The organism is Streptomyces sp. NPDC001880 (assembly GCF_053594575.1).
Genome location: NZ_JBSFET010000054.1, coordinates 12,704 through 31,498 on the forward strand (window position 1 = coordinate 12,704; position 18,795 = coordinate 31,498).

Annotated in this window: 18 protein-coding genes and 1 pseudogene; 3 read left to right on the forward strand and 16 right to left on the reverse strand. The window is 73.5% G+C overall.

The window, feature by feature from the left end; translation table 11 throughout:
* Nucleotides 1-24: 24 nt before the first annotated feature.
* Nucleotides 25-912 carry a universal stress protein gene (locus ACWCQ6_RS24820; RefSeq protein WP_451092634.1) on the reverse strand — a complete coding sequence of 296 codons (888 nt, stop codon included), beginning with the start codon at nucleotides 910-912 and terminating at the stop codon, nucleotides 25-27.
* Nucleotides 913-1,529: 617 nt separating this feature from the next.
* Here ACWCQ6_RS24820 and ACWCQ6_RS24825 point away from each other — a divergent pair.
* The 3 genes from ACWCQ6_RS24825 (at nucleotide 1,530) to ACWCQ6_RS24835 (ending at nucleotide 2,707) form a co-directional block, all read left to right on the forward strand.
* Nucleotides 1,530-2,069: an HAD family hydrolase gene (locus tag ACWCQ6_RS24825; RefSeq protein WP_451092636.1), complete on the forward strand. Its 540-nt coding sequence runs from the start codon at nucleotides 1,530-1,532 to the stop codon at nucleotides 2,067-2,069.
* Nucleotides 2,057-2,326 (forward strand): hypothetical protein, encoded by a 270-nt coding sequence (locus ACWCQ6_RS24830; protein WP_451092638.1) that lies wholly within the window; start codon nucleotides 2,057-2,059, stop codon nucleotides 2,324-2,326. The genes ACWCQ6_RS24825 and ACWCQ6_RS24830 overlap by 13 nt, the downstream gene beginning before the upstream one ends.
* Before the next feature lie 126 nt (nucleotides 2,327-2,452).
* Nucleotides 2,453-2,707: a LapA family protein gene (locus ACWCQ6_RS24835; protein WP_451092640.1), complete on the forward strand. Its 255-nt coding sequence runs from the start codon at nucleotides 2,453-2,455 to the stop codon at nucleotides 2,705-2,707.
* Between the two features lie 35 nt (nucleotides 2,708-2,742).
* Here ACWCQ6_RS24835 and ACWCQ6_RS24840 read toward each other — a convergent pair.
* The 15 genes and pseudogenes from ACWCQ6_RS24840 to ACWCQ6_RS24910 form a co-directional block, all read right to left on the reverse strand.
* Nucleotides 2,743-2,868: pseudogene (locus ACWCQ6_RS24840) on the reverse strand (undecaprenyl-diphosphatase); the annotation flags it as partial.
* Between the two features lie 4 nt (nucleotides 2,869-2,872).
* Nucleotides 2,873-3,652: a hypothetical protein gene (locus ACWCQ6_RS24845; protein WP_451092642.1), complete on the reverse strand. Its 780-nt coding sequence runs from the start codon at nucleotides 3,650-3,652 to the stop codon at nucleotides 2,873-2,875.
* 374 nt (nucleotides 3,653-4,026) lie between these two features.
* Entirely contained in the window at nucleotides 4,027-5,070 is a 1,044-nt protein-coding gene (locus ACWCQ6_RS24850; protein WP_451092644.1) for an amidohydrolase family protein, read from the reverse strand.
* A gap of 85 nt (nucleotides 5,071-5,155) precedes the next feature.
* Nucleotides 5,156-5,659 carry a GbsR/MarR family transcriptional regulator gene (locus ACWCQ6_RS24855; protein WP_451092646.1) on the reverse strand — a complete coding sequence of 168 codons (504 nt, stop codon included), beginning with the start codon at nucleotides 5,657-5,659 and terminating at the stop codon, nucleotides 5,156-5,158.
* Between the two features lie 14 nt (nucleotides 5,660-5,673).
* The gene (locus ACWCQ6_RS24860; protein WP_451092648.1) at nucleotides 5,674-6,513 is read right to left on the reverse strand and encodes an alpha/beta fold hydrolase; all 840 of its coding nucleotides are present in this window, start codon (nucleotides 6,511-6,513) and stop codon (nucleotides 5,674-5,676) included.
* A 206-nt stretch (nucleotides 6,514-6,719) separates the two neighbouring features.
* Entirely contained in the window at nucleotides 6,720-7,613 is an 894-nt protein-coding gene (locus tag ACWCQ6_RS24865) for an enoyl-CoA hydratase/isomerase family protein (RefSeq protein ID WP_451092650.1), read from the reverse strand.
* Nucleotides 7,610-9,280, reverse strand: coding sequence for an ATP-dependent acyl-CoA ligase (locus ACWCQ6_RS24870; RefSeq protein ID WP_451092654.1), 1,671 nt, complete (start codon nucleotides 9,278-9,280; stop codon nucleotides 7,610-7,612). Before ACWCQ6_RS24870 ends, ACWCQ6_RS24865 begins: the two co-directional genes overlap by 4 nt.
* Nucleotides 9,277-10,983 (reverse strand): CocE/NonD family hydrolase, encoded by a 1,707-nt coding sequence (locus ACWCQ6_RS24875; RefSeq protein ID WP_451092656.1) that lies wholly within the window; start codon nucleotides 10,981-10,983, stop codon nucleotides 9,277-9,279. The genes ACWCQ6_RS24870 and ACWCQ6_RS24875 overlap by 4 nt, the downstream gene beginning before the upstream one ends.
* Entirely contained in the window at nucleotides 10,983-11,798 is an 816-nt protein-coding gene (locus ACWCQ6_RS24880) for an SDR family oxidoreductase (RefSeq protein WP_451092658.1), read from the reverse strand. Before ACWCQ6_RS24880 ends, ACWCQ6_RS24875 begins: the two co-directional genes overlap by 1 nt.
* Nucleotides 11,795-13,369 carry an SDR family oxidoreductase gene (locus tag ACWCQ6_RS24885; protein WP_451092660.1) on the reverse strand — a complete coding sequence of 525 codons (1,575 nt, stop codon included), beginning with the start codon at nucleotides 13,367-13,369 and terminating at the stop codon, nucleotides 11,795-11,797. The genes ACWCQ6_RS24880 and ACWCQ6_RS24885 overlap by 4 nt, the downstream gene beginning before the upstream one ends.
* Nucleotides 13,366-14,646, reverse strand: coding sequence for a beta-ketoacyl synthase (locus ACWCQ6_RS24890; protein WP_451092662.1), 1,281 nt, complete (start codon nucleotides 14,644-14,646; stop codon nucleotides 13,366-13,368). The genes ACWCQ6_RS24885 and ACWCQ6_RS24890 overlap by 4 nt, the downstream gene beginning before the upstream one ends.
* On the reverse strand, nucleotides 14,636-16,033 hold the full coding sequence (locus ACWCQ6_RS24895) for a beta-ketoacyl-[acyl-carrier-protein] synthase family protein (RefSeq protein WP_451092664.1): 1,398 nt from the start codon (nucleotides 16,031-16,033) through the stop codon (nucleotides 14,636-14,638). The genes ACWCQ6_RS24890 and ACWCQ6_RS24895 overlap by 11 nt, the downstream gene beginning before the upstream one ends.
* Entirely contained in the window at nucleotides 16,030-16,854 is an 825-nt protein-coding gene (locus ACWCQ6_RS24900) for an SDR family NAD(P)-dependent oxidoreductase (protein WP_451092666.1), read from the reverse strand. Before ACWCQ6_RS24900 ends, ACWCQ6_RS24895 begins: the two co-directional genes overlap by 4 nt.
* Nucleotides 16,851-17,783, reverse strand: coding sequence for an SDR family NAD(P)-dependent oxidoreductase (locus ACWCQ6_RS24905; protein WP_451092668.1), 933 nt, complete (start codon nucleotides 17,781-17,783; stop codon nucleotides 16,851-16,853). The genes ACWCQ6_RS24900 and ACWCQ6_RS24905 overlap by 4 nt, the downstream gene beginning before the upstream one ends.
* Nucleotides 17,776-18,744 (reverse strand): ketoacyl-ACP synthase III, encoded by a 969-nt coding sequence (locus ACWCQ6_RS24910; RefSeq protein ID WP_451092670.1) that lies wholly within the window; start codon nucleotides 18,742-18,744, stop codon nucleotides 17,776-17,778. Before ACWCQ6_RS24910 ends, ACWCQ6_RS24905 begins: the two co-directional genes overlap by 8 nt.
* Nucleotides 18,745-18,795: the final 51 nt, after the last annotated feature.

Consider the following 18,795-nt stretch of genomic DNA (forward strand, 5'->3'; position numbering starts at 1 on the left):
ACGCACGGCGGGACGGCGCCGCTGTCAGCAGGGCACCACGGCGACCGGGCCGAGCGCGTGCGTGAGCGTGGTCTGCGCGACGGGGGAGAGCCCGAGCCCGAGGGACTCACCGCCCCGGCGACGCCCGACCACGGTCAGCGCCGCGGTCGCCGACGCCGTGACCAGGGTGCGTGAGGCGGAGCCGCCGATCGGTTCCCTGACGACCTCTACCTGCGGGTACTTCTCCAGCCAGCCGGCGGTGAGTTCCGCGAGGGTCCGTTCGGCCGAGTCCGCCACCGCGTCCCGGTCGAAGACGGGGCCACCAGAGATCATCGAGGAGAACATCGTCCAGCCGTGCACGATCCGCAGTCGCGCACCGGGCCTGGAGGCAGCGGTCTCGAAAGCGAACTCGAGAACCCCTTCACTGCTCTCGTCGGCGGCCACCCCCGCGACGATGTCGGTGCGTGTTTCCGCCGCACCAGCTGCCCCTGCTGTCTTCGCCGCCTCCGTGTCCTCGTCCGAAGGCCCACTGCGGACCACGACGACCGGGCAGTCGGCCATCGACGCGATCGCCAGGCTGTTGGAGCCGAGCAGCAGGGACCGGAAACCGCCCATACCGCGGGAGCCGACGACCACCAGGGAGGCCTCACGGCTGAGCGATGTGAGCGCTGCCGAAGGGAAATCCAGCGGCGTCAGCTTCGAGGTGTGCAGCTCCGGAGCGATCTCGGACACCCTGCCCACGGACCGGTCGAGCAACTCCTGTGCCTCGCGCCGCTGCGCGTCCGGTTCGACGTGCCGGTCCGGTGTCCTGGCGTGCACGATCGTCAGCCTGAGGCCCCGTCGCACGGCTTCGTGGGCGGCCCAGTCGAGAGCCTCGAGGCTGTGTGACGAACCGTCGACTGCGGCGATCACGGGACGGTCGGTGCTGGTCATGAGTTCCCTCCAGGTTCCGGCGGTGCATGTCCCAGGCTGGTACGCGCGGTTGTCGCGCGGCAGGGACTTTCGACCCTATCTGCCCGGAAGATCCGGGACGTTCTGCCACTCGCTTCGGGCCGTGACGCCTGCCGGGTCAGTGGTTGGCGGCCGGCACGCGGCGCGCTTCCGCAGGAGCGGTCACGGGGGCACGGTCCTTGGTGTGGTTGCGGAGGAGGAGGCAGACCAGTGCCCCTGCCACCAGGGCGGTGATCGGCAGGACGGCTGTGGCATGCAGAGTGGTGGCGAAGGCCGTGGCGCACGTCTTTCCGGCGGCCGGTTTTCGGTGGGGAGCCTGCCCTGGAGCGGCGCGCCGACGGCTGCCGCGCCGACCACGGAACCTGTCCGACGGACGGTGCTGTCGACGCCGGAGGCGGCGCCCGCGAGGTGCTCCGGGATGTGGCGCATGGCCTCGGTGGACATCGGGGCGATGAGGCAGCCGACCCCCAGGCCGGTGGCCAGGGTGGCGGGGATGAAGGCGTACCGCGAGGTGGCGGGCCGGGCGGACCAGCAGCCGGCGAGCGGCGGCTCGGCCTGTCGGCGGCGGCGTGCACCAGCGGCCGGGTGATGTCTGGGACGTGGGGAGCACCGGCGCGATCACCGAGCACGAGGTCCGGGCCCGGGTCGCGGCGGTGCTGGGCCTGGACCCGGTGCGGACCGAGGCGTTCATGGCCGATCTGTGGGACGAGTACCTCGGCAGCCCCGACGAGGACCTGATCGCCCACGTACGAAGCCTCCGGAGCCGCTGCCGCCTCGGCATCCTGAGCAACAGCTTCGTCGGCGCCCGGGAGAGGGAGCAGGAGCTGTACGGCTTCGGTGGCCTGGTGGACGACATCGTGTACTCGCACGAGATCGGCATCAGCAAGCCCGATCCGGGCGCCTTCGAAGTGACGTGCGCCCGACTGGGGGTGCGGCCGGAGGGCTGTCTCTTCGTCGACGACGCCGAAGCCGACTCATTGCCGCGGAGGCGGTCGGCATGCGAGGGCTTCTGTTCACGGACAACGTGGAGACGGTCGCGGGCATCGAGGCCCACCTGGCGCTCCGATGCGCTCCGTGAGGCCTACTGCCCCCTGCGATTGTCAGTGCCGGGTGCGATCCTTCCCCCATGGACGAGCTGATGCGGCAGCGGCGCGTGTACGGCGCCGACCATGACGATCCCGACCCGGGGCCCCGGCCGGGTCACAGCTACCGGGAGTTGGTGGGCGGTCCGCTCGACGGCCTGCTTCTCGACGTGACCGGCTGGGCGGACCGGGCGCTGCGCGAGGGAGCGGCGCTGAACACGGAGATCGGGCGGTTCGGGCCGGGCGGGAGAGCGGAGTACGGGCCGCGGGACGGCGATCCCGACCGCTGGGACTGGTGGGGCGACACCCCCTGACCCGTGGGAGCGGGTCGCATGCCGGGGCCTGCGGGCGCGGCCGGCCATTGCCGACGCCCGGGGCCCAGGGGCGCAACGGATCCGGCCCGGCAGGACCAATCCGGCGAAACGCTCGATACTGGGTGCATGGCACAGAAGACGTCCGGACCGCATGCCCCTCCGACCCTGACCGTCAAGGGCCGGAATGTACGCGTCCGCACCATCGGCGCCGTGGTGCTGGCCGGGCTCGCGATCTGGTTCATCGCCGCGAACACCGGGTCGGTCCGGATCCGGCTGTGGATCCCCACCGTCACCCTGCCGCTCTGGGCGGTACTGGCCGTGACCCTGGTCGCCGGAATGGTCCTGGGCGGATACCTGTTCCGCCGCCGCGGCAGGCGCTGATCCGACGGCCGTGCCTGCCGCACCGGCGGCGGAACCTAGCCCGCCGACTCACCCGCGTGAGGGCTCAGCACACCCGCGGCCACCAGCACGAAGAGCAGCACACCGAGCAGTACGCGGTAGATGACGAACGGCATGAAGCTCTTGGTCGTGATGAACTTCAGTTCGTCACTCACGGCTCTTTGCTGCCTTGACCTGGGCTTTCATCCATTCGGCAAGATCGACTGGGAGGGAAGTGGGAGGTACTGGCAGCCATTCGGGGTCCAGCGTCACAACGAAACCCTCCCACCGCATCTGCAACGACTCCATCATGCGGCGTTCCATCGTCGTGGTGACGTTGCTGTACAACCCCTCGACACCCGCGACCTCATGCCCCATCCGCGACTCGACCACCACCCGGGCGTGCCCACCGCCAACCTCGTCAATCCACTCCTTGTGCCCGTGCCGCACCAGGTATAGGCGCTTGCCCGCGTATGGCGTCGCAGGAATCCTGGGCAGGGGCCGACGCGAGCGCACCGTCTGCTTCCGCCCCAGCCTCGTCCTGTCGAAGTTCTCATGGACCGCCCTTCCGTCGGCTACGGGCCTCCAGTAATGGTAGGTAAAGTTCGCGTTCGCCAGCAGACCACCACGTATGGACAGAAAGACCCATTCGCTGTCATGGCTGCTCAGAAGCATCTCCAGCAGTTCCGTCAAGAATCGGGGGATCACCAAGTCACGGTATGACTCGTACTTCGGTGGAAACAGCCTTAACTGGCCCTTTTCCCGCTGATGTTGCCACTGCACCCGTATCGCCGGCATCGTGTCCTGGCCGACGTATCGCTCCAGCGCCTCCTCTCGCCGGTCAGGGTCTGGATCGGCGGCTGGCCAGGCTGGGTGACAGAACTCGCGACGGAGTGCGTACAACTCGCCCGGCCGCATCCCGGTCATGGCCATCGTCCAGACGAACACGTAGCCGGGGAAGCCCCACGTCCGTGAGGCTGAGTCGCTGTACCGCCGACCTGAGACGACGAAGGAACGGCTGGTCAGCGAGCACGGCCCGTGCCAGCGGAAGCGAGAACCTACAAACGAAGCCAGCCCGGCCCGGTGTCCTGACCTGAAGCGACTGAGTTGGATGTCAGACGGCCCGTTTCACCCAGCTCACCCTCACGACGAGCGCGGGATCCCCACGAACACCCTCGCTCCGAGCGACCTTCTCTTCGCCAACGGAACAGCGTCGGCACCAGAACACATGGTCATAGCTATCGGCTACGGCTACGTGGTACACGTGTCCAGGACAGGCAGGTCGCCACGCACCCCGGACCATTAAGCCACTGGTATTGGGTCTAACCCCGGGCCGCCCCGGCCGAACGGGCGACCAGTGCCTCCGCGTTGCCCGAGAGCCAGGCGGATACTACGTCGTCGGGCAGCGGGAGCGCGGCCAGTTCGTCGGCCAGCGGGCCCGTCGGCCCCGGGTTGACCCAGGTCGAGGTGCCGAACAGGACCCGGCCCCGGGCCATGCCCCGGGCGTGGTGCAGCAGCGGTTCCCAGCCGGAGCCGGGCTTGGCCATGTGCCGGGGGCGGTGCGAGGAGAACTCCAGGAAGACTCCCGGGTGCCGGGCGGTGGTGAGCAGCGTCTCCTGCACGTCGGGCCAGCCCGCGTGCCCGGCGACGAGCAGCAGTCCGCGATGGCGGCCCGCCAGGGCCTCGACCGTACGCCAGCTGCCCAGGCCGCTCGGGTAGTCGCGGGCGAAGTGGTGGCCGGTGTGCAGCCACACCGGCAGCCGCGCCGAGGCCGCCGCGTCCCAGACCGGGGCGAACCGGGGGGCCGCCGGATCGGTGCCGTCCAGGAACGGGATCACGCACAGCCCCGTCGCCCCCGCCGCCAGCGACCGTTCCAGTTCGCCCAGCGCGGCGGCCGGGTCGCGCAGCGAGAGCCCGGCCCAGACCTGGACGCGGTCGGGCACGTCCCGGACAGTCTCCAGCAGCCACTCGTTGACCGTACGGCCGTCCGGCAGCCGCTCCTGCGAGCCCATGGCGAACTCGCGCGTCACCCCCTGCCGCCGCTGCTCCGCGAGGTGGGCGGCCAGGTCGAAGGGGGGGCGTCCGGGCGGCAGGAGCACGTCCACGGCGTCCTGCCAGCGGACGGCCAGCGCCTCGCGGTAGGCGGCGTGCCCGGCACCGAAGTACCGGCAGAACGAGGCGGAGAACACATCCAGGTACTCCGGGGCGTTCTCGCCGAGCCGGTGCAGGTACACCCGCCAGCCCGCGTCGTCGTACAGCAGTGCGCAGGCGTCCACGACCGGGGGGCGGGTGGGGGCCCCGGCGTCCGCCACGGCGGTGGCGGACGGGGTTCCGGGGCTCGGGGCGGGGCGGGACGACACGTTCACGGTCACTCCGTCGGGGATCGGAAGCGGGAAGCGGCCAGGAAGCGGCGCTGCGAGCGCGGACCCGGCAGTGGGCCGGGCCCCGGGCTCAGGAGGGGGCGTGCTGGGTCTCCCAGTCGGCGACCAGGGCTTCGGTCTGCTCCACGAACCCGCTGAACAGGTCGGCCAGCGAGGCCAGCCTGTTCCGGGCCTCGCCGTGCGCCACCGAGACCCCCGAGGTGAGCGTCTCGGTGAACTTGCGCATGTGCGCGTTGTTCACCAGCAGCAGGTGCTGGAGGTCGCCCATCGCCTCGTAGCCGACCCGCCTGCTGCCGGGCCGGGTGGAGCGCCGCACCAGGGTCCAGGACTCCAGCTGCCGGGCCGCCACGCTCAGGCCGCTCTTGGCCTGCCCGAGGTCCCGGGTCATCGTGTCGAGGTCCACAGGCTTGTTGCGCAGCAGCAGGTAGCCGAAGAGGCGCCCGGTCGCCTGGGGCAGGCCCCAGCGCTCCATCAGCGAGCCCATCTCGCTGATGAAGGAGGTCTCCCGGTCGCTGAGCCCGTCGGAGCCGGGGGCCGACGGTTCGCCGGCGGGGGTGGCAGCTGTGTCAGTCATGGTCTTGTCGGGTCTCAGGCTTTCAGGAAGGCGACGGTCAGCCGGTTGACCTCGTCGGGTCGGTCCAGATTGGCGACGTGTCCGGCACCGGGGATCAGGTGGAACTTGCTGTTCGGATCGCGTTCGTTCCACCGTCGCATCGCCGTGCGGATGTTACCCGTGCCGTCGTGCTCGCCGCAGATCAGGAGTTCCGGCTTGTCGATGCGGTAGTCCGGGGACGGGTCGATCGCATGCGTCATGCCGTCCCAGGTGGTGAGGAAGGAGCGCCGCCCGTTGGTCAGGAACGCCTCGTGCAGGTACGCCTGGGCCTCGGGGTCCTCGGCCGAGGCGCGGGCCATCGACCGGGTCAGCCGCTTGTAGGGCATCAGCCGCATCAGGGTGCGGGAGAGCGCCAGGCGGCAGCGCTCGCCCGGCGTGATGGACAGGGTGGTGGAGGTGGAGCCGATGATCACGAGCGCGGCGACCTCGTCGGGCCTGCGGCGCACGTACTCCTGGGAGATGTTGCCGCCCATCGACTGCCCCAGCAGCACCACGGGCCGGCTGATCCCGGCCAGGTCCAGCAGGGCCGCCAGGTCCTCCGCCGCGTAGGCGGTGCGGAACCGGCCGGTGTCGGAGAACGAGGCGCCGTGGTAGCGCACGTCCCAGCGCAGGGTGCGGAACCCGGCCTCGACGAGGGCGGGGATCTGCGGGTCGAACATGCGGTGGTCGGCCCCGGCGCCGTGGGTCAGGGCGATCACCGGGCGGTCCGCCGCTCCGGCGGTCCAGTAGTGCAGCCGGGCTCCGGAGACCACCGCGCTGTGCGCCGTCTCCTCGACCCCGGTGCCGCTCGCGGCCCCGTTGTCGGGGCCGGTCATGGGTAGGGCTCCCGGTCGTGGCCGGGGGTGGGCGGGGGCAAGGGCGGCGAGGCCGCCGGGCGGTGGATTCCAAGCGGTTCGTTCATCAGAATCAGAATACTCTTTTCGTCGCGGCCGCAAACAGAGGGCCCCGCCGTGCGCGCCGACGGGGCGGAAAGCATCCCTCCGGCGGCCGGGAACTGGCCGGCCGGGGCCCTCCGTACCGGTCAGCCGCCGGTGAAGCGGGGCGGGCGCTTCTCGGCGAACGCAGCCATTCCTTCACGGGCGTCGGCCACCGTGGCGTGCGTCTTGAGGTGGTACGCGTCCTGGAGCCGCAGCCCGTACTCGGCCGGCTGGCCCCAGCTCCGCTCCCGCAGCTCCTTGAACAGCCCGACCGACGCGGTCGGCAGCGCGGCGAAGCGGGCCACCAGCTCGGCGAGTTCGCGGTCGAAATCCTCGGGTTCGCACAGCCGGTCGAAGAGCCCCAGGCGGACCGCCTCGTCCCCCGAGACCATCCGTCCGGTGAGATAGATCTCCGTAGCCCGCGCCGGACCGGTCAGCCGCGACATCAGGACCACGTTCCCGACGTGCCCGACTCCGGCCAGGCAGCTGCCGATCGAGGCACGTGTGTCGGCCAGCCGGAAGTCGGCGGCGCAGGCGATCTCCGCGCCCGCCCCGGCCGCCGCCCCGGTCAGCCCCACCACCACCGGCTTCGGCAGGTGCAGCATCGCCTCGCAGATCCGCAGGTAGTGCGCGTCCGAGGTGACCGGGTCGAAGGGCGTGTCCACCCGGTCGCCCAGCCGCCACCGCTGCACGCTCTCCACGTCGTCGCCCGCGCAGAACGCGCCGCCGCTCCCGGTGATCACCACCGTACGGACCCGGCGGTCGTCGCCCGCCGCCATCAGCCCGAGCAGCAGATGGCGGGAGAGCGTCAGGTCGAGGCTGTTGCGGCGGCGCGGCCGGTCCAGCGTCAGGGTGGCGACGCCGCCCTCCAGCGAGGCGCGCAGCGGCACGTCCTCCTTGCCGTCCACCCGGTTGGCGAAGTCCGCGAACGACTCGGTCGCCGCCCCCGTCCACTCGGCCACGGGCTCCCCGCCCGTCCGGGACGCTTCCTGGCTCATACGATCCTCTCCCTGCGAATCCGGATGCCCGCCGCCTCGCGGTCCCACGTCCCCGCGACCAGGCCGTCGGCGCGCAGCGTGTGCTTGGTCGGCTTGCCGGTGGGGGTCTTCGGGAGCGCGGCCACCACCCGGATGTAGCGCGGCAGCATGAAGTGGGCCAGCCGCTCCCGCAGGAACTCCAGCAGCTCCGCCGGCTCCACCGGGACGGCAGGGTCCCGGCCCGCCACCACCAGCAGCACCTCGTCCTCGCCCTCGTCGCAGGGCACGGCGACCGCCGCCGCCTCCAGCACCGACGGATGGGCCACGGCCTGCGCCTCCACCTCGAAGGAGGAGATGTTCTCGCCGCGCCTGCGGATGGCGTCCTTCTTGCGGTCCACGAAGACCAGGCCGCCGTCCGGGGCTCGCCGGAAGGTGTCCCCGGTGTGGAACCAGCCGTTGCGCCAGACCTCGGCGGTCTCGGCCGGGCGTCCCAGGTAGCCGCTGAGGAAGGACCACGGACGGTCGGCGCGCAGCACCAGCTCGCCGGTCCCGCCCTCCGGCACCTCCCGGTCGTGGTCGTCGACCACACGGGCGGTGATCCCCGGCCGGGGGCGGCCGCAGTGCAGGGCCTCGGCCGGGTCGTGGTCCGGGGCGGAGAGCACCGGGCACGACACCTCGGTCATGTTGAACAGCGCGCGGACCGATACCCCGAACCGCTTGGAGAACTCCGTCGCCCCCTTGGTGAACGGGATGACGTAGGCCGCCCGCAGCGGGTGCCCGGTGTCCTCGGGGGACGGCGGCTGCTTGAGGAGGTACGTCGCCATCACGCCGAGCAGCGTGCACAGGGTCGTCCCGGTCCGCCGGATCAGCGGCCAGAACTCACTGGTGGTGAAGGCGGGCACGACCGTCACCGAACCGCCGCGCACCAGCATCCCGTACGCGCCGATCGTGCCGCCCGCGTGGAACAGCGGCAGCTGCAGCAGGTAGCGGTCCTCGGGCCCGGCCATGCCGTCGAAGGCGGCCGTGCAGCTGGCGTAGAGGTGCGCGTAGGAGGAGACGACGCCCTTGGAGGGGCCGGTCGTCCCGGAGGTGTAGATGACGGTCTGCGGGTCCCACGGCCGCGGCGCCGGCACCGGCTCCGTGAATCCGGCCCGGTCCGCCCGCAGTCCGGTCTCCACCCGGTAGTGGGCGGCCAGCCGTCCGGCGAGCGCGGCCACCTCCCCGGGCTCGTCGTCGGGCCCGGCCAGCAGCACGACCGTGCGCACCGCCCCGGCCCCGTCCGGCAGCTCCTCCAGCCGGGCCGCGAGCGTCGGCCGGCAGACCAGCACCTCGGCCCCGCTGTCGGCGATCACCTGGCTCAGGATCGAGCCCCGGTAGGCGATGTTGATCGGGACCAGGACGGCGCCCGCCAGGTTGACCCCGTACCAGACGCGCAGCGCGTCCGGGCCGTTCGGCAGCCAGCTCAGCACCAGCTGTCCCGGGGCCACGCCGAGCTCCTGGAGCGCGGTGGCCGTCTCCTCGGTCTCCCGGAGCGTGCGCGCGTAGCTCCACAGCTCGCCGTCGGGCATCAGCGCGTACGGCGCGTCCGGGGTGCCGACGGCGCGCCGCCGCAGCAGCGGGCCGAGCACGCACTGCTCGGCCGTCGGCACGGCGGGGGACGCCGGGTCGAGTATGCCGTCGTCGCTCACGAAGCCTCCTCGGCGCCCGGCGTGGGCAGGACCTGCAGCCGGAGCACGCTCTCGTACGGTCCGCCGTACCAGACCGACTGCCGGGCGGGGCGGCAGTGGTCCGCCTCGCCGACCGCGCCCGGAACGTTGGGGTGCCGGTCCAGGTGGGGGAAGTTGCTGCTGGTCACGTGGACCCGCAGCCGGTGCCCGGGGGCGAAGCGCCACGCGGTGTCGCCGAGCAGCAGCTCGGCCGCGAACGGCTCGTCGCCGGAGCCGTCCGCCGCGTCCAGCCGCAGGTTCGCCTCGGCCACCAGCAGTGAACGCCCGTCCGGGTGCACATCGGTGAGCTTGGCGACCACGGCGGTGGCGGGCGCGTCGGAGCCGAAGCGGAGGGACAGCCGCTGCCTGCCGACCACGTCCAGCGGCTCGGTGAGCGGCTTGGAGGTGAAGCAGAGCACGTCCGGGCGGGCCTCCAGGTGGCTCTGGTCGAGCGGTCCCGCCACCAGCCGGCCGAGCTGGAGCACCCGGCCGCCGTGCGAGGGCACCGGATTCTCCGGGTCGTAGGTGAACTCCCGGTGCCCCGGGGCCACGTCACCGGCGTCGGGCAGCAGCCGGCCGCCCTCTCCGTCACCCTCGCCGCCCGCCAGGTGCCAGGAGGAGCCGACGGCCTCCGGCGGCGGCCAGCTCGCGGCCCGGTGCCAGGTGTCGTACCCGAAGAGGAAGTACCGCACGTCGCCGCCGCCGTCCCCGGCGGAGCCCTCCCGCTCCGGCCGCAGATGGCGGTCGAAGAAGTCCAGGTGCAGATCGGCCAGCCGGGCGCCCTGGGCGGAGCCGTACAGGCCCGTGTTCACCTCGCCCTGCACCTGCGGCAGCTGGCCGGAGTGCACCCAGGGGCCCACGACCAGCTCGTGCCGTCCGGCCGCCGGGTCCTGGGCGCGCATCGCGCGGTGCAGCTCGATCGTCCCGTGCGAGAACACGTCGTACCAGCCGCCCACCGAGAAGGTGGGCACGCCGACCTCGCCGAGGCGGTAGTCGGCCACCGTCGCCACCTTCCCGGCGAAGATGTCCCGCAGCCGCCCGGGGAAGCCCTCGAAGTCGAGGACGGTAGACAACGGCCAGCGGCGCAGCGGCACTTCGGGCGTGGTCAGCAGCTGCACGACCTCGGCCACGATCGACCCGTCCACCGGGTCCCCGGCCGCCGCCCGGCGCTGCACCCACTCCAGCGCGGTCAGCCCGAGCCAGCTCGTGAGGTGGTCCAGCCGCAGGAAGCCGCCCATCTGCTCGGCGTCGAAGGGCGCCGAGGTGGACATCGCCGGCGCGATGGCCCGCAGGTGCGGCGGCTTCTCCATCGCGGCCAGCCACTGGACGATCGCCTGGTACGAGGTGCCCGCCATGGCCACGTTGCCGTCGCACCACGGCTGCTCGGCCGTCCACTCGACGGTGTCGTAGCCGTCCGGGCCCTCCTGGGACCAGTCCAGCGGGGCCCAGTCGCCTTCCGAACCGAACCGGCCCCGGGTGTCCTGCACCACCGCCGCGTACCCCCGGTCCACGCACTGCGCCGGGGTCAGGGTGGCCAGCCCCAGCGGGGACTTGCCGTACGGGGTGCGGAAGAGCACGGCCGGGGAGGGCGGGCCGTCGGCCGGACGCCACACGTCCGCCCGCAGCACCGTTCCGTCACGCATCTCCACCGGCACGTCGTGCTCGACGAGCGTGGTCCTGCCCATCAGCGGGCCTCCTCAACAGCCGGTCCGGCGCCCTCGGCGCGGGAACGGGTCAGATGGCGGGTCATGGCGTCGCCGGCCGCGGCCCGGCTCGCCGAAGGTTCGATGCGGACCAGCGGGCCCACGCTCATCCGGGCGGGCCGGTCCAGCAGCCACTCCACGGTGTCCGCGATGTCCTCCGCGTCCAGCACCTCGTCCTCGGGCACGCCGAGGTCGGCGGGGCGGGCCGCCAGCCGGGTCGAGACCCAGCCGGGGGCGACGGTCACCGCGCGGACGCCGAGGTCGCGGTTCTCCTCGTGGATCAGCTCGGTGAGCCGCTGCACGGCGAGCTTGCTCACGCCGTAGCCGCCGCTGCCGGGCACCACCTCGGAGCCCACGCCCGAACCGATGTTGACGATCCAGCCGTCGCGGCGCTCCCGCATCCCCGGCAGCACCTCGCGGGCCAGCAGGAACGGGACCGTGAGGTTCACCCTCAACTGCCGCTCCCAGTGCCGCTCCTCGGTCTCGTGGACGGCAGCCAGCCGGATCGCCCCGGCGCTGCACACGAGCACCCCGACCGGTCCCAGCGCGGCGGCCGTCGCGGCGACCGCCGCGGCGGGGGCGCCGGGCTCGCCCAGGTCCAGCGGCAGCGGGAGCGCGGTGCCCCCGGCCGCCCGGACCGACTCCGCGACCTCCTTCAGCTCCGCCTCCCGGCGCCCGACCAGGGCGACCGCGCTGCCGCGCGCGGCGAGCCTGCGGGCCACCGCGGCACCGATCCCGGAGGAGGCCCCGGCGACCAGCGCCACCGGGTAACCGCCCGTCGCTCCAGCGGCGTTCACCGGCCGCCCCCGTCCACGAGCACCGGCCGCTCCGGGAACCCCGGCCGCAGCGGCGCCACGTCCCCGAGGCCGAAGCCGCCGTCCGCGCGCAGCACGGCACCGGTCACCCGGGACGCCACGTCGCTCAGCAGATGGCCGAGGACCGCCGCCACCTCGCGCGGTTCACCGACCCGCCCGGCGGGGATCCGGCTGATCCAGCCGCGCCGGTGGTCCGGGCCCGCCGCGTCGCCCATCGGCGTCTCGATGATGCCGGGGGCCACGCAGTTGGCGCGGATGCCGTGACGGGCCACCGACACCGCGAGGCAGCGGACGTACTGCGCCATCGCGGCCTTGCTCGCCCCGTAGTAGTCCAGTCCCGCCACCGGGCCGAACGCGGCGCTGACCGAGGAGACGGCGACCACCGAACCGGGCACCTTCCCGTCCCGCCAGCGCGCGGTCAGGTACTCGGTGACGGCGACGAAGCTGTGCAGGTTCACCGCGAAGGTCCGGGCGGCCGACGCCGCGTCGCCGCCGACGGCGCTGAAGCCCAGGTGCCCCGCCGCGTACAGCAGCCCGGTGAGGCCCCCGGACACCTCCCAGGCGCGCTCGCCCAGGGTGGCCGCGTCCTCGGGGTCGGAGAGGTCGCAGCGCAGCGCCCAGGACCGGCGGCCCAGCGCGGCGATCTCCTCGCACGCCTCCTCCAGCGCCTGGGTACGTCGGGCGGCCAGGACCACGTCGGCCCCGCGCCCGGCCAGGTGCAGCGCGGCGGCCCGGCCGATGCCGCTGCTCGCCCCCGCCACCAGGACCGTCCGGCCCAACAGGTCCTGGGCGCTGACGGGCACCGGCGGCGCCTGCTCGCGCGGAGCGGAGCGGCGCGGCGCGGGCGCGGCCGGGGGACCGGCCGGCAGCGACGGGATCTGGCCGATGCCCGCGCCCCCGTCCACCGGCAGGGTCTCGCCCACCAGGTACGAGCACGCCTCGGAGACCAGGAAGGCGACCGAGGCCGCCACGTCGGCGGCCGTGGTGGCCCGCCGCTGCACGAGGTAGCGCATCAGCCCCGCCTCGGCGACCGGGGACAGCCGGTGGCCGAGCTCGGGGGAGTAGCCGGTCACCACGGTGTTGCCCGTGACGCCGTACCTGGCGACCTCGGTGACCAGGTGCTGCCACCAGGCCCGGTCGGCGGCGAGCCGCGCGTGCCGGTCCGGGTCGGTGCCCGTGTGCGGCTCGCCCGTCGCGTCGGTCACCAGGACCAGGCGGCCCCGGCCCGCGGCCGCCATGGCCAGCGCGGCGGCGCGGACCCGCGCCCGGTCCAGCCCGGCCGAGGGCGTGGCGCCGTACGCCTCCTCGCCGAGCAGCAGCGCGCAGTAGGCGGCCGGGGCGCCGGAGCTCCCGGCCCCGGGCGCCGCGGCCGGGGAGGCCGCCCCGGGCTTCTCCGGCGCGAGGCCGAGTGCGGCGAGCGCGTCGCGCAGGGCGGCGTCCCCGCTCCCGGCGCCCGCCGCGTCGAACACCACACGGGTGCTGATCGGCGCCCGCAGCGGGTCCGCTCCCGCGGCCGCCGCGGGCCGCGTCGCCGTGTTGTGGACGTGGGTCATGGCAAGTTGCCGCCTTCGTATTCGATGACCATGCTCGTGGCGTCGCCGCCCGCTCCGGACGCGAGCACCAGCGCGCTGTCGCCGCCGGTCGCCCGGCCGCCCGCGAGCACCGGATCGCCCGGCAGACCCGCGTACGGGGTCAGGGTGTTGGCGCTCGGCGCGATCCGGCCGTGGTGCAGCATGAGGAGGCTGCCGAGCAGTTTGACCAGCCCGCCGGTCCCGGCGACATGGCCGAACACCGCCTCCTGGTTGGTCAGCAGCAGGTCGCCCCGGTAGCCCGCCGCCTCCCGGATGCCGGACAGCGCCTCGCACAGGTGGTCCTCGACGAACCGGTTGCCGTCCGCGTAGTCGTTCACGAACGCCAGGTCGCCCGGACCGCGCCCGGCCGAGGCCAGCGCGCCCAGCACGTCGCCCACCACGTTGGCGGGCGGGCCGGTGGCCACCGTCGAGGGGCCGTTGGAGCGCGAGGTGCGCAGGTGCGCCCGGTAACTCAGCCCCGGGCGGTCGCCGGTCGCCGCCGGGTCCTCCAGGACGACGGCGAGCGCGCCCTCCCCGGTGGCGTTGCCGGTCTGGACCTCGTCGTGCGGCCGGACGTCGGCCGGGTCTCCCGACAGCGAGGAGGCGCGGTAGCCGCTCCGCCCCGTGTGGCTGGTGCCCGCGACGAAGACCGGGTCCACCGTGGTGTCCACGCCGACGACGATCGCCCGGTCGATGTCCCCGCACCGGAACATCTGCTGCACCAGGTGGAGGGTGCGCAGCGCCACGTTGCAGGAGCCCGCCACGCTCAGCGTCTGGCAGGGCAGCTGGAGCCCGGACGCCACGGTCCCCACCACGCTGGGCGGGGTGCCGTTGAGCCAGTACTCCATTCCCAGCGCCGGGAAGCCCTCGTCATGGGCCAGGGCGTAGTAGCGCTCGGTCTCCGGGAACGCGAACTGGAGCGAGCACGCGACCAGCGCGGTCCGCTCCGGATCGAGGTCCGCCGAACTCAGCCCGGCCTGCTCCAGGGCCTGGTGGACGGCGCCCGTCGCCATCAGCCCGGCCCGCGAGGAGCGGCGGATCTGCCGCTCCGACAGCGGCAGCGCCGCCAGCGGGTCCCAGCCCTGGACCGTTCCCGCGATCCGCAGGGGGAGTTCGGGGTGCGTGTACGGGGAGAGGCAGCTCGTCCCGTCGCGTACCACGCGCCAGAACGTGTCCAGGTCGGTGCAGGCCTTGCCGTCCGGCCCCGGCAGGACGAACCCGGCGCCGGAGAGCCGCAGCAGCGGATTCTCAGACGGCATCTCCACCTCCCAGCAGCAGGGCGCTGTTGACGCCGCCCACCTGGTAGTTGAAGCTCAGCGCCCGGTCGAAGCGCAGCGCGCGCGGCGCGGTGCCCGGCACCGGATCGAAGGTGCAGACGGGTGAGGGGGTGGTGCAGTTGGCCGTCGGGCAGACCAGGCCCTCGCGCATCATCATCAGCGTCAGCGCCGCGCCCAGGTTGCCCAGCGGCGCCCCGCTGTGCCCGAAGCAGGCCTCCTGCGAGCTCACCAGCACCTGGCCGGACCTCTCGCCCCACAACCTGCGGACCGCGTTGGACTCGATCCGGGTGAACAGCGCGTCGCCCTCGCCGCCCCCGTTGACGTACGGGACCTGCGCCAGCGAGGTGTGGTCGCCCAGCGCGCGGCGGGCCGCCTCGGCCAGCCCCGTACCGCCGGTGTCGATGGCGACCGCGCTGTTGAGCCCGCCGCGGGTGGTGGCCTGCCCGAGCACCGCGCCGTGGGAGCGGGCGCCGCGCGCGGCGGCGTGCTCGCGGCTCTCCAGGATCAGGGTCACCGAGCCGTCGCCGTAGTTCATGCAGTCGGCCGCCGCGTCGTACGGGCGCATCGCCCGGTCGTGGCGCGGCGCGGCGGGCGGGTCGTCGTTGTGGCGCACGGTCACGCCCTCGCGCTCCACGACCTCCCGCAACCGGTGCCCGTGCAGCACGCGTTCGGTGTCGAAGCGGTCCACGCCGGTCACGACCACCAGGTCGCTCTGGCCGGAGGCGATCATCATGCGGGCGATGCCGAGCAGCACCGACGACGAGGCGCAGCCGCAGCTCACCGTGTAGTTGGCGCCGGTCGACCCGAGCAGCGCGGCCTGCACCGGGCCGACGTCGCTGGAGGTGCCCGCCACCAGCAGCCGGACGAACAGCGACTTGGCGTCCGCCGGGCTGACCATCGCCGGATCGGCGTCGTGCCACGCCCGGTAGCTGTCGTAGTTGCTGTCCACCCCGGCACGGGCCGTGAGCACGTCCGCGCCCCGCAGCCCGCCCGTACGGTGGTCGAGCCCGGCGTCCCGGCACGCCTCGACCAGCGAGACCAGGCCGTAGAGGTGCACATCGGCGTAGCTGCGCAGATAGCGGGCCGGGACCTCGGGCAGTAGCTCCCCGAACGCCTCCCGGGCGCCGAGCACGGTACCGTGGTGGAAGCCGTCGCGCTCGACGTGGCTGGTGCCGGTGGAGGCCGCGGCCCACACCTGCTCCGCCGTGCGCACCGGTTCGTCGCCCGCTCCGGGCAGGCAGAAGCCCATCCCGGTGACCAGCGCGTCCCGGGGCCCGGGGGCCCAGGGACGGGCCGCCGGGGTGAGCAGGTCCTCCGGTGCGGGCGGCGGGACCGTGTCGTCCCGCCGCCCGCCGTACTCCTCGCTCACAGAGCCCCCGCGTCCACGTTGACGGCCTGTCCGGTCATGCCGCCGGAGAGGTCGGAGAGCAGGAACAGCACCTGGGCGGCGATCTCCTCGGGCCGCACCAGCCGACGCAGGATGGTGCTGTTGACCGCGCGCTTGAGGTAGCGCTCCCAGGTCAGGTCCGGCGGGCCGTGGTGCTTGGCGATGGCGGCCATGAAGGGGTCGCCGTAGCGCTCGCCGTCGGTGGCGGCCGGGCTGTCGGTGAGCCCCGGGCAGACCGCGTTGACCCGCACGCCGAAGGCGCCGAGCTCCGAGGCGAGCGCCTGGGTCATCCCGTTCAGCCCGAACTTCGAGGCGCAGTACGAAGTGTTGGCGGGCAGGCCGCGCTTGCCGGCGATGGAGGAGACCATCACGATGTTGCCCTCGCGGCGCTCCATCATCCCCGGCACGACCGCGCGGGCGACCCGGAAGGCACCCAGCAGGTTGACGTCGAGGGTGGCCATCCACTGGTCCTCGTCCTGGTCGCACAGGAACGCCTGGTCGCGGGCGGCGCCCGCGCAGTGCACCAGCCGGTCGATCGGGCCGAGCCGCTCCTCCGCCTCGCGGACGGCCGCGCGCACGCTGTCGGCGTCGGTGAGGTCGCCGGGGACCGCCACGGCCCGTCCGCCGTTCGCCTCGATCTGCTCGGCGAGCAGGCGCAGTTCCTTCTCGCTGCGGGCCATGAGGGCGACGCTGGAGCCGTGGTCGGCGAGCATCGTCGCGAGGACGGCGCCGATGCCGCTGCTGGCGCCGGTCAGGAAGGTCGTCCTGCCCTGGAGCAGGGTGGGTGCGAAGCCGCTGGTCATGCTGTCTTCTCCACTTTCTCGGGGAGGTCCGCGCGTGCGGCTTCCGTGCTCGTCCCCGCGGTACGTTCCGCGGGGGCCGGGGTCCGGCCGACCGGGGGCAGGACGCGGGCGGGCAGTCCGCCCGCGTCGACCTCCAGCACGGTGCCGGTCACCGAGGGGTTGTCGGCGGCGAAGGCGACCGCCTCCGCCACGTCCTGCTCGTCGCACCAGCGGCGCAGCGGCACGTGGCGCTGGAGGTCGGCCATGTAGGCCGCGTGCCGCTCGCTCGCCGCCGTCCGGCGGCGCAGGGCCTCGCCGTCGATGACGCCGGGGGCCACCGCGCTGACCCGGATGCCGTACTCGCCCAGCTCGGTCGCCCAGGTGCGGGTGAGAGCCTCCACTCCGGACTTGGCGGCGCAGTAGGCCGACTGCCCGTAGGCGCCGTGGCGCACGGTGGAGGAGATGTTGACGATGGCGCCGGGCGTGCCGGCGGTGAGCATCGCCTGGGCCGCGTGGCGGCCGACCAGGAAGGTGCCGGTCAGCAGGGACGACACCACCCGCTCGAAGTCCTCCAGCGCGTGCGGGGAGAGCAGCGGGGGCCCGTCGGGCCGCTCCTTGACGCTCACCAGGCGGCGGGAGAAGTTGTTGCCCGCGTTGTTGACGCAGAGCCCGAGCGGTGGGGCTTCCTCGGCCAGCCGCTCGAAGAGGGCGGCCACCGACTCCTCGTCGGTGACGTCTGCCCGTACCGCGTGCAGCACGAGCCCCTCGTCGGCGGCCGCCTCCACTCCGGCGTCCAGGCTCTCCTGGTCCCGCCCGCAGATCACGGTGTGCCAGCCGACGGCGGCCAGGTGGCGGGCGATGGCGGCGCCGAGCCCCCGGCTGCCGCCGGTGACCAGCGCCGTACCGCGGACGCCCGTACGGGGGAGGTGGGGTGATGACAGGTCAGGCACGGAAGAGCAGCCCTCCGTAGTACCAGCCGGAGCCCACGGTGGGCGTGTAGCAGAGGTCGCCGGGCTTGAGGCGGCCGTCCCGCACCATCTCGGAGAGCACGATCGGCACCGACGCGCTGCCAGTGTTCGCCCGCGTCTCGTAGTTGGTGATGAACCGCTCCTCGGGGATGGACAGGCGCTCGCGCACGGCGGTGTGCAGCTGGCCGGTGCCCGGGTGCGGCACCACCCAGTCGATCTCGTCCATCGTCACGCCCGAGCGGTCCAGCATCCGGGCGGCCAGATCGGCGTGGGAGCCGGCGGCGATGGAGACCAGCTCGCGGCTGCTCTTGATCCAGCCGTTGGGCGGGTACACGGTGACCGTCTCCCGGCCCGAACCGTCGCTGACCAGCAGTGAGTCCCACAGCCCGTCGCCCGGCTCCGCGCCGCGCGACAGCACGACGGCCCCGGCCGCGTCGCCCACGATCAGCTCGCCCTTGCTGCCCGGCCGCACCCGGCGCGAGAAGCGCTCGCTGGAGACGACCAGCGCGTGGCGCCACGTGGCGTGCGCCCCGAACAGCGCCGCCGCCGTCTGGACCCCGTGCACGAACCCCGTGCAGGCGCCGCACACGTCGAAGGCGAGCGCCCGGTCGGCGCCCAGCAGGTGCGCGGCGTGCGGGCCCCACTCGGGGACGAACTGGCGGTCCGTCCAGTTGCTGAAGACGAGCAGGTCCACCTCGTCGGCGCCGATGCCCGCCTGCTCCATCGCCTCATGGGCGGCGCGCACGCCCATGTACGCGGGGGTCTCCTCCTCGTCCGCCACGTGGCGGCTGCGGACGTCGAGCCGGCCGATGACGGCCTCGTCGACCGCGTTGCCCGCGGGGTCCTCGGCGGTCTCGTTCTCGACCAGGAGGCGTGGGTAGTAGTGCCCGTATCCGGACAGGCGCAGTCCGCTCTCGCGCCACAAGGACGTTTCGTCGTGCATCTTTCGTCTTCCCGTGCTGTGCGGTGGTGCCGGGGAACGCCCGGCGGAAGA

What these genes read in the sequence shown, in the direction of transcription:
- ACWCQ6_RS24910 (WP_451092670.1), bottom strand. Translation starts at nt 18,744, where the DNA reads ATGCACGACGAAACGTCCTTGTGGCGCGAGAGCGGACTGCGCCTGTCC.
- ACWCQ6_RS24890 (WP_451092662.1), bottom strand. Translation starts at nt 14,646, where the DNA reads ATGCCGTCTGAGAATCCGCTGCTGCGGCTCTCCGGCGCCGGGTTCGTC.
- ACWCQ6_RS24835 (WP_451092640.1), top strand. Translation starts at nt 2,453, where the DNA reads ATGGCACAGAAGACGTCCGGACCGCATGCCCCTCCGACCCTGACCGTC.
- ACWCQ6_RS24855 (WP_451092646.1), bottom strand. Translation starts at nt 5,659, where the DNA reads ATGACTGACACAGCTGCCACCCCCGCCGGCGAACCGTCGGCCCCCGGC.
- ACWCQ6_RS24820 (WP_451092634.1), bottom strand. Translation starts at nt 912, where the DNA reads ATGACCAGCACCGACCGTCCCGTGATCGCCGCAGTCGACGGTTCGTCA.
- ACWCQ6_RS24875 (WP_451092656.1), bottom strand. Translation starts at nt 10,983, where the DNA reads ATGGGCAGGACCACGCTCGTCGAGCACGACGTGCCGGTGGAGATGCGT.
- ACWCQ6_RS24900 (WP_451092666.1), bottom strand. Translation starts at nt 16,854, where the DNA reads ATGACCAGCGGCTTCGCACCCACCCTGCTCCAGGGCAGGACGACCTTC.
- ACWCQ6_RS24830 (WP_451092638.1), top strand. Translation starts at nt 2,057, where the DNA reads ATGGACGAGCTGATGCGGCAGCGGCGCGTGTACGGCGCCGACCATGAC.
- ACWCQ6_RS24860 (WP_451092648.1), bottom strand. Translation starts at nt 6,513, where the DNA reads ATGACCGGCCCCGACAACGGGGCCGCGAGCGGCACCGGGGTCGAGGAG.
- ACWCQ6_RS24865 (WP_451092650.1), bottom strand. Translation starts at nt 7,613, where the DNA reads ATGAGCCAGGAAGCGTCCCGGACGGGCGGGGAGCCCGTGGCCGAGTGG.
- ACWCQ6_RS24885 (WP_451092660.1), bottom strand. Translation starts at nt 13,369, where the DNA reads ATGACCCACGTCCACAACACGGCGACGCGGCCCGCGGCGGCCGCGGGA.